The 15,200-nt window shown below is 64.8% G+C and carries 13 protein-coding genes; 6 read left to right on the forward strand and 7 right to left on the reverse strand.

Going from position 1 to position 15,200, the window contains the following annotated elements:
* The first annotated feature begins 181 nt into the window (after positions 1-181).
* From KDK82_RS08445 to KDK82_RS08460, 4 genes are all read left to right on the forward strand, one after another.
* The gene (locus KDK82_RS08445; protein WP_088164543.1) at positions 182-1,282 is read left to right on the forward strand and encodes an NAD(P)/FAD-dependent oxidoreductase; all 1,101 of its coding nucleotides are present in this window, start codon (positions 182-184) and stop codon (positions 1,280-1,282) included.
* A gap of 202 nt (positions 1,283-1,484) precedes the next feature.
* Positions 1,485-1,796 (forward strand): DUF883 domain-containing protein, encoded by a 312-nt coding sequence (locus KDK82_RS08450; RefSeq protein ID WP_012205816.1) that lies wholly within the window; start codon positions 1,485-1,487, stop codon positions 1,794-1,796.
* A gap of 8 nt (positions 1,797-1,804) precedes the next feature.
* Entirely contained in the window at positions 1,805-2,224 is a 420-nt protein-coding gene (locus KDK82_RS08455) for a phage holin family protein (protein WP_088164544.1), read from the forward strand.
* Between the two features lie 2 nt (positions 2,225-2,226).
* Positions 2,227-2,598: a hypothetical protein gene (locus KDK82_RS08460; protein ID WP_043820518.1), complete on the forward strand. Its 372-nt coding sequence runs from the start codon at positions 2,227-2,229 to the stop codon at positions 2,596-2,598.
* 152 nt (positions 2,599-2,750) lie between these two features.
* On the opposite strand, the gene KDK82_RS08465 is transcribed toward KDK82_RS08460, so the two are convergent.
* Positions 2,751-3,797, reverse strand: coding sequence for a quinone-dependent dihydroorotate dehydrogenase (locus tag KDK82_RS08465; protein ID WP_088164545.1), 1,047 nt, complete (start codon positions 3,795-3,797; stop codon positions 2,751-2,753).
* A 34-nt stretch (positions 3,798-3,831) separates the two neighbouring features.
* Between KDK82_RS08465 and rpiA the strand changes: the two genes are divergently transcribed.
* On the forward strand, positions 3,832-4,524 hold the full coding sequence (gene rpiA / locus KDK82_RS08470; protein ID WP_013802217.1) for a ribose-5-phosphate isomerase RpiA: 693 nt from the start codon (positions 3,832-3,834) through the stop codon (positions 4,522-4,524).
* Between the two features lie 21 nt (positions 4,525-4,545).
* On the opposite strand, the gene KDK82_RS08475 is transcribed toward rpiA, so the two are convergent.
* The 6 genes from KDK82_RS08475 to KDK82_RS08500 form a co-directional block, all read right to left on the reverse strand.
* Positions 4,546-4,920, reverse strand: coding sequence for a hypothetical protein (locus tag KDK82_RS08475; RefSeq protein ID WP_232240371.1), 375 nt, complete (start codon positions 4,918-4,920; stop codon positions 4,546-4,548).
* Between the two features lie 40 nt (positions 4,921-4,960).
* Positions 4,961-5,665 carry a glutaredoxin family protein gene (locus KDK82_RS08480; RefSeq protein WP_088164546.1) on the reverse strand — a complete coding sequence of 235 codons (705 nt, stop codon included), beginning with the start codon at positions 5,663-5,665 and terminating at the stop codon, positions 4,961-4,963.
* A gap of 207 nt (positions 5,666-5,872) precedes the next feature.
* Positions 5,873-7,921, reverse strand: coding sequence for a M3 family metallopeptidase (locus KDK82_RS08485; protein ID WP_034394199.1), 2,049 nt, complete (start codon positions 7,919-7,921; stop codon positions 5,873-5,875).
* Between the two features lie 75 nt (positions 7,922-7,996).
* Positions 7,997-8,851, reverse strand: a complete 855-nt coding sequence (gene folD / locus KDK82_RS08490; protein ID WP_012205808.1) for a bifunctional methylenetetrahydrofolate dehydrogenase/methenyltetrahydrofolate cyclohydrolase FolD — start codon at positions 8,849-8,851, stop codon at positions 7,997-7,999.
* An 84-nt stretch (positions 8,852-8,935) separates the two neighbouring features.
* Positions 8,936-9,586, reverse strand: a complete 651-nt coding sequence (locus KDK82_RS08495) for a response regulator transcription factor (RefSeq protein ID WP_012205807.1) — start codon at positions 9,584-9,586, stop codon at positions 8,936-8,938.
* The gene (locus KDK82_RS08500) at positions 9,583-12,156 is read right to left on the reverse strand and encodes a PAS domain-containing sensor histidine kinase (RefSeq protein ID WP_012205806.1); all 2,574 of its coding nucleotides are present in this window, start codon (positions 12,154-12,156) and stop codon (positions 9,583-9,585) included. Before KDK82_RS08500 ends, KDK82_RS08495 begins: the two co-directional genes overlap by 4 nt.
* A 320-nt stretch (positions 12,157-12,476) precedes the next feature.
* Between KDK82_RS08500 and aceE the strand changes: the two genes are divergently transcribed.
* Complete coding sequence (gene aceE, locus KDK82_RS08505) at positions 12,477-15,194, forward strand: pyruvate dehydrogenase (acetyl-transferring), homodimeric type (RefSeq protein ID WP_088164547.1); 2,718 nt, start codon at positions 12,477-12,479, stop codon at positions 15,192-15,194.
* Positions 15,195-15,200: the final 6 nt, after the last annotated feature.

The following is a 15,200-nucleotide window of genomic DNA, read 5'->3' on the forward strand; positions in this document are numbered from 1 at the left end:
TCGATCCATGTATCACCCACCAATCAAGCCCTCCTGAAATCTGTTCAGGAGGGCTTTTTCATTTCCGCTCGGTGCATGGTTTTCAGGCCCTGGAAATTCCAATGCGTCCAGATGATCTGTGGCGCATTCGTGTCTGACGCCGTCTGATAATCGGCTGCTGGACGGCGAAAGGGCAGACAAGATGAGCGAACAGGTCGATTGCGTGGTGGTGGGTGCGGGCGTGGTGGGGCTGGCGGTGGCCAGGGCGCTGGCGTTGCAGGGCAGGGAGGTCATGGTGCTGGAGGCGGCTGAAGCCATTGGCACGGGCACCAGCTCGCGCAACAGCGAGGTCATCCATGCCGGTATCTACTATCCCGAAGGTTCGTTGAAAGCCCGTTTGTGCGTCGAAGGCCGGCAGCGTCTCTACGCCTACTGCGGTGAACGCGGCATTGCCCATCAGCGCTGCGGCAAGCTCATCGTGGCAACGGATGAGGCGCAGCGCGGCCAGCTCCAGGCCATTGCACGCAAGGCCGAAGCCAATGGCGTCCACGATCTGCGCTGGCTTGAAGGCGCCGAGGCACGTGCCATGGAGCCCGCGCTGCACTGTGCGGCGGCGCTGCACTCCCCCAGCACCGGCATCATCGACAGCCACGCACTGATGCTGGCTATGCAGGGCGATCTAGAAAACGCAGGCGGCATGGTGGTCTGCCATGCCGAGGTGCAGGAGGCAGCCATCCATCCAGGCGGCGTGTGGCTGCGCACGGCCGATGGGACGGAACTGACGGCCCGCACCCTGGTCAATGCGGCAGGTCTTCATGCGCCATTGCTGGCGGCCCGTTTGCAGGGGTTTCCGCGGCAGTTTGTTCCGCAGGCCTTCTATGCCAAGGGCAACTATTTCACGCTGTCCGGGCGGGCACCGTTCTCGCGCCTGATCTATCCCGTGCCCGAGGCGGCGGGCCTGGGCGTGCATCTCACGCTGGACATGGGTGGCCAGGCCAAGTTCGGCCCCGATGTGCAGTGGGTCGAGAGCCCAGGTGATCTGCAGGTCGATCCCGTGCGCGCCGACGCCTTCTACGCAGAGATCCGCCGGTATTGGCCGGGTCTGGCCGATGGCGCGCTGGTGCCCGGCTACGCCGGCATCCGCCCCAAAATCAGCGGCCCCGGTGAGGCCGCCGCAGACTTCGTGATTCAGGGGCCTCAGGCCCACGGCGTTGCGGGCGTGGTGCAGCTGCTGGGCATCGAGTCACCGGGATTGACCAGCTGCCTGGCCATCGGCGCGCACGTGGCGCAATTGCTGGCCTGAGGATCTGCCGGTTCACGATACACGGCCACGGCAGGCCTTGTCTGACAAGGCTCAGGCCCCATCGCTTCCCGGAAGCCCCGGAACAATTGGATAAGATGCTTGCATGTAACAAGGGCCTTGCCCATGTTGCGTGACAGGTATCGGGCGACATGATTGCCTGCTCCCCGCTGTATTTGTTTTCACCTCAATAGAAAGGCTCATCATGACGAAATCGATCACTGACACCGTCTCCACCGCACAAGCCGATCTTGAAAAACTGGTCGGCGACCTGCGTGGTCTGCTGTCTGCCAAGGAGCTGGATGCCGTGCCGGAAATCCATATGCTGCGCCAGCGTATCGATGATGGCATGTCCAATGTGCGCGAGTCCGCCGTGCGTGCGGCGCAGGAAGCGGCCCGGCAGGCCAAGGATGCCGCCTACGCTGCCGATCGCTACGCCCACGATGAGCCCTGGCGCGTCGCAGGCGCTGCCCTTGCCATGGGCGCCTTGCTGGGCTTCCTGCTGGGTCGTCGCTGATCAGCGGCATGCCTGACCAGAAAAGGATGCCTGTGAATTGGATTTCCCTTCTGGGTTTGGATGCCTGTGTGGCGCGCTGGCGCGCTTCCGTGATCGAGCTGGCCATTGCAGCAGAAGACCGGACGGACCTCGCGCGGCTTGAATGGGCCGAGCACAAGCGCAGCATGCAGACGGTGGTCGTGTTGCTGATTGCGCTTGCTGGACTCAGCGTCGTGGTCATGCTCACGCTGTCGGTGGCCTTGCTTGTGCAGTTCTGGGACACTGAGCACCGCGTGCTGGTGGGCTGGCTGGTGGGCGGTGGCTGGCTGGCGGTCTGGGCCATCGCCCTGTGGCAATTGCTTGCTGCCGTGCGCCGCCTGGCCCGCCCCTTCATCCTTACCCGCAACGAGCTGAGCCAGGACTGGCAGGCGCTGAAGAAGAGGCTGTAGCCATGGTCGATGCTTCCAACGCTTCCCCGTCCCGCAACGCTGTCACGCCGCCCGCGCCCACGGGGCCCAATGCGGAGCTCTGGGTCACATCCACCGTTGAGCAGCAGCAGGTGATGCAACGCATTGCCCAGCAGCGCGAGCGCCTCAAGGCGCGCTCTGCGGCCGTGGCCCAGGCCCGGGCATTGAGCCGCTCTGCCACCCATGTGCAGCCCGATGCACCGCTGGTGGAGCGTGCCATCACCTTTGCGCGCCTGCATCCCGTGGCCGTGGCCGTGGCGGCCGGTGCCGCGCTGATGGTGGGCCCGCGCAAGCTGCTGCGATTCGGCACCACCGTCATGCCCCTGATCCTGCGCTGGCAGCAGCGCAGGGGTTGAGGGCCGAGAAGCCTGCTTCTCTCCCAAAGAAAACGCCCGGCATGCCGGGCGTTTTCGCGTTCTGCGTTCAGTGCGCCAGCACTGGCTGTGTGGTGTTTTGACTCAGCTGCCTTGGCTCGAAACGCCAGGCAGCCACCTGTCTGGCACGGGCCTCAACGCAGCTGGGCTATGGCGCGTGCGGTCTCGGGCACCAGAGCAGGGCCTCGGTAGATCAGGCCGCTGTAGATCTGGACCACGTCGGCGCCTGCGCGGATTTTGCTGACGGCATCTTCGCCGCTGAGAATGCCGCCCACGCCGATGATGGGGTAGCGGCTGCCCAGGGCGGAGCGCAGCTGGCGGATGACCTGGTTGCTGGCCTCCAGCACCGGCGCACCGGACAGGCCGCCCGTTTCCTGCGCGTGGGGCAGGCCCTTGACGGCTTCCCGGCTGATCGTGGTGTTGGTGGCGATCACACCATCCATGCCATGGCGCTGCAGTGTGGCGGCGATGACGCCGACCTGCTCTTCATCCAGGTCGGGTGCAATCTTCACGAACACCGGCACCCGCTTGCCATGCTGCGTGGCCAACTGCTCACGGCGCTCGGCAATCGCACCCAGCAGGGCGTCCAGCGCTTCGTCGCTTTGCAGGGCACGCAGGTTCTTGGTGTTGGGTGAGCTGATGTTCACCGTCACGTAGTCGGCATGCGGGTACACGCCGTCCAGCGCCTTGAGGTAGTCGCTGGTGGCGTCTTCGATGGGAGTGGTGGCGTTCTTGCCGATGTTCAGCCCCAGCAGCATGGGTTTGCCCTGGGCGCGGGCCTGCGAGCGCTTGACGTTGTTCAGGAAGGCATCCAGGCCTTCGTTGTTGAAGCCCAGGCGGTTGATCAGCGCATTGCGTTCGGGAATGCGGAACATGCGCGGCTTGGGGTTGCCCGGTTGCGGGCGGGGCGTCACGGTGCCCACCTCGACGAAGCCGAAGCCCATGGCGGCCAGCGCGTCGATGCAGCGTGCATTCTTGTCCAGACCCGCTGCCATGCCCACGCGGTTGGGGAACTTGAGGCCAGCCAGTTCGATAGGGTCACTCACCATGGGCTGTGCCCACGCCTGCTGCAGGAGCGTGTTCTGCCCCTTTGCCATCAAGTTCATCGTGAGATCGTGGGCGGATTCGGGGTCCATGCCGAAGAGAAAGGGACGGGTCAGGGCGTAGGGGATCAGAGACATGGGGATAATCAAAGGATTACCTGGATTTTCCCTCATGACGACATCTGCTGCCTCTTTTTCCCAAGATGAACTCAAAGCCCTGGTCGGGCAAGCCGCTCTGGCCTATGTGGTGCCCGGCGAAATCGTCGGCGTTGGCACCGGCTCCACGGTCAACAAGTTCATCGATGCACTGGCCACCATCAAGGACCAGATCCCGGGCGCCGTGTCCAGCTCTGTGGCCAGCACCGAGCGCCTGAAGGCGCTGGGCATCAAGGTGCTGGATGCCAACGAAGTCGCCAGCTTGTCGGTCTACATCGACGGAGCCGACGAGATCGACGGCCGCGGCTACATGGTCAAGGGCGGCGGCGCCGCGCTGACGCGCGAGAAGATCGTCGCTGCGCTGGCCGAGCGCTTTGTGTGCATTGCCGATGCCTCCAAGCGCGTCGAGGTACTCGGAGACTTTCCGCTGCCTGTGGAGGTGATTCCCATGGCGGCTGCCCAGATTGCGAACCGCTTCAAGGCCATGGGTGGCCGCGCCGAGATCCGCATGAAGGACGGCGTACCCCTGGTGACGGACAACGGCCAGCACATTCTTGATGTGCGTGGCCTGAAAATCGCCGAGCCGCTGGCCTTCGAGTCCGACGTCAACCAATGGCCTGGCGTGGTGACCGTGGGAGTGTTTGCGCACCAGAAGGCATCGGTCTGCCTGCTGGGCACGCCCGAGGGCGTGCAGACGCTCAACTATTGAGTGAAGGCCCTCCGGCCTCGGCTAGCCGAGGCTCTCGAACGCCACGGCGCCTGTGATCCACGCGAGCAGGGCCAATGCACCCAGGCACAGCGCGCGCAACGAAGCTTGCGCGCGCTGTTTTTTGTGGCGCTGCATGAGCAAGGCGATGGCCGCCAGCCCCGTGTAGACGGCAAGGAACGCAGCCGTCGCCATGTAGTAAGCCAGACGGTTGAGGCCATTGCCCAGGCCTCCGTCATGCATGAACCACAGCGTGATCAGGCAAGGCACCAGCGCCAGGCTGGCCAGCCTGAAAGGCTCGCGCCATGAAGGCCTTGCAACCAGGGTCCACGCGATGAGCGCGGGCAGGCCGACAAGCGTGGCAAGCCTTGCCATGGTCCAGACCACATCGGACAGCATGGAATCCACTGTCGGGCTCCTGATTGCGGCAGGCGCTTGCCTAGAAGCTCAGGCCTGCGGGGTTGTCGTTGGTGCGTGCACCAGGCGTTGGGGCGGGCATGGGGGTGCGCCGGCTGCCCGGGTCCTCGGCAGCGGCGGGTGCTGCTGCGGGCGCCGATGCCGTCGCCGATGCAGCGGGCGTAGGCGTGGTCAATGGCTGTGCCGATGGCCGCTTGTACTGGGCCGGCAGTTGCGAGGTCGCAGGATAGCCTGCGGCATCCAGGTATTGGGTCCATTCGCTGGACGAGAAGCCGCTCAGGAACTGCTTGCCAACGGTGGCAAACGGCAGGCTGTTCTGGCCGCTGAGCTTTTGCAGGGCAGCGGCGTCCGCCTCGGTCTGCACCAGGCGTTCGGCATAGGGAATGCCTCTGGATTGGAGCAACTGGCGCGCGCTGTCGCAGGGCGCGCAGTCGGACGAGGTGTACAGCGTCACCGGAAAGCGGCCTGCGATCTGGCGCAGCGCATAGGGCAGGGAGGCATTGCTGTCAGCGGCAGCCGCGACTGACGGGGCGGCAGCGGCGGCAGGCGCTGCCTGCTGCTGGGCGCTTTGGGCCGGGCGGTCCGAGAAGGTGACTTTTCCATCGGGCCCGACGATACGGTAGACCTGCTGCGCACCGGCCGGCAGTGCGGCGGCAAGGCAGGCGAGGGCGAGGCATGGCATCAGGTGGCGCAGGGCGCCGCGGCCAAGGCTGGGAGAAGACTGCATGGACGATCTCGGTTTCGGAAGAAGGGTTTCGTGCCGGGGGCCACCACTCGTCGGATGGATGCCCGCACAGGAGTGCCTGCAAGCATAGCGTGCCATTCATCCTGGGCCATCTTCTGGAGCCACAGGATGTGGCTGCGCGCATCCGATGGGGTGGCCGGGCCAGGAAAAAGCGCCCCGTCGGGGCGCTGCAGACCTGGGACCGGGCTCTCAGGCCTGGGCCATGCCCTGGTGGCGCAACAGCGCATCCAGCTGGGGTTCGCGGCCACGGAAGGCCTTGAACGACTCCATGGCTGGGCGTGCCCCTCCGGCCTCCAGAATCGCCTCACGGTAGCGGCGGCCTGTTTCGGGGTTGGGGGTTCCATCGGCCAGCATGGTTTCCTCGAAGGCCGCATAGGCATCTGCCGAGAGGACTTCAGCCCACTTGTAGCTGTAGTAGCCGGCTGCATAGCCGCCTGCAAAGATGTGGCTGAAGGTGTGGGCCGAGCGGCTGTAAGGAGTCGACGGCAGCACGGCCACCTCGGCGCGCACGCGGGCCAGCAGCGGCATGATGTCTGCCTTCGGATCGTGCTCGGTATGCAGCAGCATGTCGAACAGCGAGAACTCGATCTGGCGCAGCGTCTGCATGCCCGACTGGAAGTTCTTGGCTGCGATCATCTTGTCGTACAGGGCGCGCGGCAGCGGCTCGCCGCTGTCCACGTGGGCGGTCATGTGCTTGAGCACTTCCCATTCCCAGCAGAAGTTCTCCATGAACTGGCTTGGCAGCTCCACGGCATCCCATTCCACGCCCGCGATGCCCGAGACGTCGCGCTCGTTGACCTGGGTCAGCATGTGGTGCAGGCCGTGGCCCGTTTCATGGAACAGCGTGATCACGTCATCGTGCGTGAGCAGGGCCGGCTTGCCGTCAACGCCGGTGGCAAAGTTGCAGACCAGATGAGCGACCGGAGTCTGCAGCCTGTGGTTGTCGGGGCGCAGCCAGCGGGTACGCACATCGTCCATCCAGGCGCCGCCACGCTTGCCCGATCGCGCCGGCTGGTCCAGGTAGAACTGGCCGACCAGCTCGGGGCCTTGCGGCGTGCTGCGCTCGATGCGGTAGAACTCGACGGCGGGATTCCAGACCGGCGCCGCGTCGCGGCGGATGGCCACGTCGAACAGCGTCTCGACGATCTTGAACAGGCCGGCCAGCACCTTGGGCGCAGGGAAGTACTGCTTGACCTCCTGCTCGCTGAAGGCATAGCGCGCCTCCTTGAGCTTTTCGGAGACATAGGCCCAGTCCCAGGGCTGGGGATCGGCCAGGCCCAGTTCATCGCGTGCGAAGGCGCGCAGGTCGGCGACATCCTTCTCGGCATAGGGGCGGGCCCGGTGCGCGAGATCGCGCAGAAAGTCGATCACCTGCTGTGGTGAATGCGCCATCTTGGGAACCAGCGAAATCTCGCCGAAATTGCGGTAACCCAGCAACTGCGCCTCTTCCTTGCGCAGGGCCAGGATCTCCGAGATGTTGGCCGTGTTGTCGAAGCGGATGGCATCGCCCTCGGCCTGGTCGGAAGCGCGTGTCACATAGGCGCGGTAGAGCTTCTCGCGCAGCGCACTGCTGGCCGCGAACTGCATCACGGGCAGATAGCAGGGCATCTTCAGCGTGAGCTTGAAGCCTTGCTTGCCTTCGGCCTCGGCGGCGGAGCGGGCTGCCTGGCGCACATCCTGCGGCACGCCGTCCAGCTCTTCGGCCGTGGCGTAGTAGGCGAATGCATCGGTGGCGTCGAGCGCGTTCTCGCTGAACTTCTGCGTCAGTTCGGCCGAGCGTTCCTGGATCTTGGCAAAGCGCAGCTTGTCCTCGCCCCGCAGCTCGGCGCCGGAGAGCACGAAGTTGCGCATGGCATGGTCCCAGGCCGCACGCTGCTCGACATTGAGCGTGGCTGGGTCAATGGCCTTGTACTTGGCGTACAGGCGCTCGTCGGCACCCAGACGCGTCCAGAATTCGGTGACCTTGGGCAGGGACTCGTTGTAGGCGGCGCGCAGCTCGGGCGTATCGGCCACGCTGTTGAGGTGGCTGACAGCGCCCCAGGCCGTTCCCAGCTTCTCGGTGGCGACATCGAGCACGGCCGAGATCGAATCCCAGCGTGCCGGAAAGTCGGGTGCCGTGACGGTCTCCAGGGCCTCTGCGGCCCCGGTCAGCAGGATATCGATGGCCGGGCCGACATCGGCAGGGCGTATGCGATCGAACAGGGGCAGGTCGGAGGATTCGAGGAGGGGATTGCTCATGCGTGTCAGATGCCGTCGGGTGCATTGAAATCAAGCGGCTCCCCGGGGAGCCGCCCGATGCTTGTCAGCTCCTGGTCAGCCGGCGGCGCGCTCGGCCGCCTCCATGGTGTTGACCAGCAGCATGGTAATCGTCATGGGGCCGACACCGCCGGGTACGGGCGTGATGAAGCCGGCCACTTCCTTGACGCCGTCAAAGTCCACGTCGCCGCAGAGCTTGCCTTCGTCGTTGCGATTCATGCCCACGTCGATGACCACGGCACCGGGCTTGCACATGTCGGCCGTCAGCACGTTGCGCTTGCCGACGGCGGCGACCACGATGTCGGCCTGGCGCGTCATGGCGGCGAGATCGGCTGTGCCGCTGTGGCAGATGGTGACGGTGGCATTGGCGGCCAGCAGCATCATGGCCATGGGCTTGCCGACGATGTTGGAGCGGCCGATGACCACGGCGTGCTTGCCGCGCAGGTCCTTCATGCCGATGGATTCGAGCATCTTCATGCAGCCGTAGGGGGTGCAGGCCTTGAAGCCGACTTCACCCACCATCAGCGCGCCTGCACTGGCCACGTGAAAGCCATCCACGTCCTTGAGCGGCGAAATGGTCTCGATGACCTTGTGGTCGTCGATGTGTGCGGGCAGCGGCAGCTGGACCAGGATGCCGTGGATGCTGGGGTCGTTGTTCAGCGCCTCGACGCGGGCCAGCAGTTCAGCCTCGGTCATCGAGGCATCGTACTTCTCCAGCACCGAATGAAAGCCCGCGTCCTCGCAGGCCTTGACCTTGTTGCGCACATAGACCTGGGAGGCAGGGTTGTCGCCGACCAGGACCACGGCCAGGCCTGGCGTGGTGCCGCGGGCCTTCAGGGCGGTGGCGCGCTGGGCGACTTCGGCACGCAGTTGGCGGGAGAGGGCGTTGCCGTCGATGAGTTGGGCTGTCATTGCAGTGAATACCAATAAAAATGCTGCTAGGGCTTGTTGATCAAGCGCTAGCAGCTCTTTGAAAAAAAGCGGTGGTGTCTGGGCTTATCCGGCGACGGCTGCCTTGGCCGCTGCAGCGGTCTGGCCCTGGCCCAGGGCGATCTTGAGCAGATCGGCCACGGTGTTGGCGTTGAGCTTTTCCATGATGTTGGCGCGGTGCGCCTCCACCGTCTTGATGCTGATGCCAAGATCGTCGGCGATCTGCTTGTTCAGCCGGCCGGCGACGATGCGCTCCAGCACCTGGGCTTCACGGCTGGTCAGCTTGGCCAGCAGCGCATCGCGGCTGGCGGCCTGCTGGTGGCCGGCAAAGGCTTCGCGGGCATGGTCCAGCATGCGCTCGACCAGGTTGAGCAGTTCCTCTTCGTTGAACGGCTTCTGAATGAAGTCCAGTGCGCCCTTCTTCATGGTGTTCACCGCCATGGGCACGTCGCCGTGGCCGGTGATGAAGACGATGGGCAGGGGGGACTTGCGTTCGATCAGGCGGTCCTGCAGTTCCAGGCCCGTCATGCCGCCCATGCGGATGTCGACGATGAGGCAGGCGATCTCGCGTGGGTCGTAGCGCGAGAGGAAGGTCTCGGCCGAGTCGAAGCAGCGCACACGATAGTCCTTGCCCTCCAACAACCATTGCAACGAATCACGAACCGCTTCGTCGTCATCAACTACGTACACAGTGCCTTTTTTCGGGATCAAGCTCATGCAATCGTCCTTGTTGTGGGTTCAATGGTCGCTGCCGGCGTTGTCGCGTCGCCCGGCGGGGCCAGCGGCAGCCAGAATGAAAACCGGCAGCCGACAACCTCGGAACCATTGTAGAGGTTCTCGGCACGCATCCGGCCCTGGTGGGACTCGACAATGCTGCGGCACAGATTCAGCCCCATGCCCATGCCTTCGCTCTTGGTGGTGAAGAAGGCCTCGAAGAGGCGTTCCAGCACCTCGGGCGGCAGGCCCTTGCCGGTGTCTTGCACGTTGAATTCGATGACGCGCTGGTCCTCGATGGTGCGCGGCACCACGCGCAGTTCCACATTGCGCTGGTGGCTGGGGCGGCCCGATTGCTCGATGGATTCGGCGCCGTTCTTCATGAGGTTGACCAGCACCTGCTCGATGAGGATGGTGTCGGCCATGATGGCCGGCATGCGCTCGGCCACGTGGTAGGTCAGCTGCACATTGCGGCGGCGCAGCTCGATCCCGGCCAGTTCCACGGCCTCGCTGACCATGTCGGTGACCTGGGCCAGGGTGCGGTTGGGCTCGCTGCGCTTGACGAAGGAGCGTATGCGCAAAATGATCTGCCCCGCGCGCTGCGCCTGGTGGGCGGTTTTCTCCAGCGCGAACTTCATCTGCTCTTCGGTCAACGTGCCCTTTTCAAGCCGGGTGAGCATGCCGCTGCAGTAGTTGCTGATGGCGGTCAGCGGCTGGTTGAGCTCATGGGCGACGCTGGAGGCCATCTCGCCCATGGTGATCAGGCGGCTGACGGACTGGGCGTGCTCGGCCTGACGATCGGCCTGCTCCTCGGCCAGACGGCGCGGCGTGATGTCGGTGGCGATCACCATCTGGGCCAGACGGCCATCCACCCAGCTCAGGTAGCGCGATCGCACTTCCAGCCATTTGCCCAGTTCCGGCAGGTAGATCTCGGCGTTTTCGCTGCGTGCGCTGGTCAGCGAGTCGGTGGGCAGGCCCATGAGGCCGTCCTCGTCGTCCATGCCTTGCGGCTGCGAGCGCACGGGCAGCACGCCGGCCTGGGCGACGAGCTGCAGGTGGCCATCGGTCTGCGAGCCGAACCATTGCCGGTACAGCTTGTTGGCGAACAGCAGCTCGGCGCTGCCCAGCGGGGCGACGGACACCGAGGCGTCCAGCGCCTCCAGCACGATGGTGAAGCGCTCATAGGAGGCAGACAGCTGCTCGCGGATGCGGTTGGGCTCGGTGATGTCGGTCATGGACGACATCCAGCCCGTGTGCTGGCCATGGGCGTCGATCAGCGGCGAGACATACAGGCGCGCATCGAACTGCGTGCCGTTCTTGCGCTGCACGCGCACCTGGAAGCCGCCGACGATGGTCTTTCCCGAAAGCTCTTCGCGCAGCTTGGAGTGCAGGTTGTCGTAGTCGTTGTCGGGCCAGTAGGAATAGGGCGGCATCTGGCCGACCAGCTCTGACTCGCTCCAGCCCGTCATCTGGCAGAAGGCGGCATTCACATAGGTGATGCGGCCTTGCAGGTCCAGCGCGCGCATGCCGGTGAGCACGGAGTTTTCCATGGCGCGGCGGAAGTTGGTCTCTGCGACCAGGGCCTCCTGGGCGCGCTGGCGGCGGCGCGTGTGGCGCCAGGTGGCCAGCAGCAGCCATGCCGTCATCGCACTGAGCGTGCCCACCAGCCAGAACAGGCCGCTGCCGACCACGCCCAGCGAGGTGCGATAGGCCTGGGCACGCAGCACCAGGCTGTTGCCGACGGGGGCGACGGGTGCCTCGTCCTCGTTGGCAACGGTGCGCCAGCGCAGCAGTTCGGTGGCGGTCTGCTTGCGCGGTGTCAGCGGCGTGCCAGCCAGCACCTGGCCCCGGCTGTCGAGCATGGTCATGGCGTAGCGGGCCATGATTTCGGTGGGTGTTCCATAGCGCAGCAGGCTGTCGATGGAGTACTCGCCCAGCAGCTCGCCGATGTAGCGGCCGTCCTGTGCCAGCGGCACATGCAGTTGCAGCAGCGGCGCGGCTTCCCCCTTGTGGGCCAGTCCCTGCACGTAGATGGGTTGCTGCATCTCACGCGCGAGCTGGTAGGCCTCCAGCGCGTCTCCGGCGCGCAGCACTTCACGCGGGATGCGCAGCTGCTCGCTGCTGACGGTGGGGGCGGACTGGCTGGCCAGGATGCGCCGCTGTGCATCGATCCAGGTGATGGACTGCAGTTCCGGGTACTGGCTGATGAGTGCTTCGGCGCGGCTGGCGAAGTCGGACTCGCCCAGGTCGTGGTTGCCGATGTCGCGCGCCATGCGCATCAGTTGCTCCTGGCGCTCCAGCAGGCGCAGGCGCACGCGTTGCTGGGCATATTCCACGTCGCGGTGCAGCGCTTCCTTCTCGCGGTCTATCTCCTCCATGCGCAGGTACCAGAAGGAGGCCACGATGGCCGCCATGAACATCAGTACGGCCGCGAGGGGGGCGAGCGCCGCGAAGCGGTCCTGGCGCGTGGGGGAAAGACTGCGCCACCAGCTGCGCCACCAGCGCACTGGCGCGGCCACGCCTGCCATGGGGGCAGGGCTGTGTGTGCCGTGCTCGGAAGGGGAGGATTGCATGCGCCCAGTGTAGGGGAGAGTCTGACTGTTTTTAAGGAGTATTGGAGTCGCCACGGAGGCGCTTGGGCGACGTTCTTTGGGGTCTTCACTGTATGTGCGTTTGCAGCAAAATTTCAAATTATGAAATCAAAAAGCACCATTTGAAATTCGAAAAAAGTATGCGACACTCGCCGAGCATTGAGGCAGTGAATCGGTATTTTCAAGTTCGCCAGACAGGGTCTGTGCCGCGCAAGGCGTGGTGAACTACCCGCCTGCGTTGGCGCGCCGCGCCGCTCACTGGTTCGACCCCAAGACGCTACCTTCTGCAAGGAGACATTCCCATGACAGCTCAGACTGACCCGCAAGGCAATGCAGGCGTTCCCGCCGGCCTGGACCAACAAGAATCGCGCGAATGGATGGACGCCCTGTCGGCCGTCATCGACCGTGAAGGCGCCGAATACGCGCACAAGCTGATCGAGGACCTGCTCGAACACGCACGCCAGAACAGCGTGGACATGCCTTTCTCGGCCAACACCGGCTATGTGAACACCATCGAGACCTCGCAGGAAGCCCGCTGTCCCGGCAACCTGGAAATCGAAGGCCGTCTGCGCGCCTACATGCGCTGGAACGCCATGGCCATGGTGGTCAAGGCCAACCGCCTGCACCCGCCCGAAGGCGGTGACCTGGGCGGCCACATCGGCTCCTTCGCTTCGCTGGCCAATATGTTCGCGGCCGGCTTCAACCATTTCTGGCACGCCGAAAACGAGAACCACGGCGGCGACTGCCTGTACATCCAGGGCCACGTCTCGCCCGGCATCTACGCCCGCGCCTACCTGGAAGGCCGCATCTCGGAAGAGCAGCTGCTGAACTTCCGCCAGGAAGTGGACGGCAAGGGCCTGTCCAGCTACCCGCACCCCAAGCTGATGCCCGAGTTCTGGCAGTTCCCCACGGTGTCCATGGGCCTGGGCCCGCTGATGGCCATCTACCAGGCACGCTTCCTCAAGTACCTGCATGCCCGTGGCATTGCCGACACCGAAAGCCGCAAGGTCTGGGTGTTCTGCGGCGATGGCGAAATGGACGAGGTCGAGTCGCTGGGCGCGATCTCGCTGGCCGCACGTGAAAAGCTGGACAACCTGATCTTCGTGATCAACTGCAACCTGCAGCGCCTGGACGGCCCGGTGCGCGGCAACGGCAAGATCATCCAGGAACTCGAGGGCGAGTTCCGCGGCTCCGGCTGGAACGTCATCAAGCTGCTGTGGGGCAAGGGCTGGGACGAGCTGCTGGCCAAGGACAAGGACGGCGTGCTCAAGAAGATCATGGCCGAGTGCAACGACGGCGACTACCAGTCGTTCAAGGCCAATGACGGCGCCTACGTGCGCAAGAACTTCTTCGGCCGCGATCCGCGCGCGCTGAAGATGGTCGAGCACATGAGCGACGACGAGATCTGGAACCTGCGCCGTGGCGGCCACGATTCGCAGAAGGTCTACGCTGCCTTCCATGCTGCCAATTCGCACAAGGGCCAGCCCACCGTGCTGCTGGTCAAGACCGTCAAGGGCTTCGGCATGGGCAAGATCGGTGAAGGCAAGAACACCGTTCACCAGACCAAGAAGCTGGGCGACGAGGACATCAAGGCCTTCCGCGACCGTTTCAACATTCCCATTCCCGACAGCCAGATCGCCGACCTGCCTTTCTACAAGCCGGCCGACGACACTCCGGAAATGCGCTACCTGCACGAGCGCCGCAAGGCCCTGGGCGGCTACCTGCCGCACCGCCGCGTGAAGGCCAGCGAGCAATTCACGGCGCCTGCGCTGGATACCTTCAAGGCCATCCTTGAAGCCACGCCCGAAGGCCGTGAGATCTCGACCACCCAGGCCTATGTGCGCTTCCTCACGCAGCTGCTGCGCGACAAGGAAATCGGCCCGCGCGTCGTACCCATCCTGGTGGACGAGGCACGTACCTTCGGCATGGAAGGCCTGTTCCGCCAGATCGGCATCTACAACCCCGCTGGACAGCAGTACACCCCGGTCGACAAGGACCAGGTGATGTACTACCGCGAGGACAAGGCCGGCCAGATCCTGCAGGAAGGCATCAACGAAGCCGGCGGCATGAGCAGCTGGATCGCGGCAGCCACGAGCTACAGCACGAGCAACCGGATCATGATCCCGTTCTACGTGTACTACTCGATGTTCGGCTTCCAGCGCATCGGTGACCTGGCCTGGGCGGCCGGCGACATGCAGGCGCGCGGTTTCCTGCTGGGCGGCACTTCGGGCCGCACCACGCTGAACGGCGAAGGCCTGCAGCACGAAGACGGCCACAGCCACATCCTGGCCAACACCATTCCCAACTGCGTGAGCTACGACCCGACCTTCGCCCACGAAGTCGCCGTGATCATGCAGGACGGCCTGCGCCGCATGGTGCAGAACCAGGAAAACGTCTTCTACTACATCACGCTGCTCAACGAGAACTACGCCATGCCCGGCCTCACGCCCGGCACCGAGCAGCAGATCATCAAGGGCATGTACCTGTGCAAGCCCGGCCAGAAGGTGCCGGAAAGCGGCCTGCGCGTGCAACTGCTGGGATCGGGCACCATCCTGCGCGAATCCTTCTTCGCCCAGGAACTGCTGCTGGCCGACTGGGGCATTGCCGCCGACGTGTGGAGCTGCCCGAGCTTCAACGAGCTCACCCGCGACGGTCAGGAGGCCGACCGCTGGAACCTGCTGCATCCGCTGGACACCCAGAAGGTGCCCTTCGTCACGCAGCAGCTGCAGTCGCACAATGGCCCGGTGATCGCATCCACCGACTACATGAAGGCCTACGCCGAGCAGATCCGCCCCTACATGCCCAAGGGCCGCACCTACAAGGTGCTGGGCACCGACGGCTTCGGCCGCTCGGACTTCCGCCGCAAGCTGCGCGAGCACTTCGAAGTGGATCGCCACTACATCGTGGTTGCCGCACTGCGCGCGCTGGCCGAAGAAGGCAAGATCAACGCCACCACCGTGGCCGAAGCGATCGCCAAGTACGGCATCAAGGCCGACAAGATCAACCCGCTGCACGCTTGAGTAAGA

Origin of the sequence: Delftia sp. K82 (assembly GCF_002193035.1) — a bacterium.
GTDB classification, from domain to species: Bacteria; Pseudomonadota; Gammaproteobacteria; order Burkholderiales; family Burkholderiaceae_C; genus Comamonas; species Comamonas acidovorans.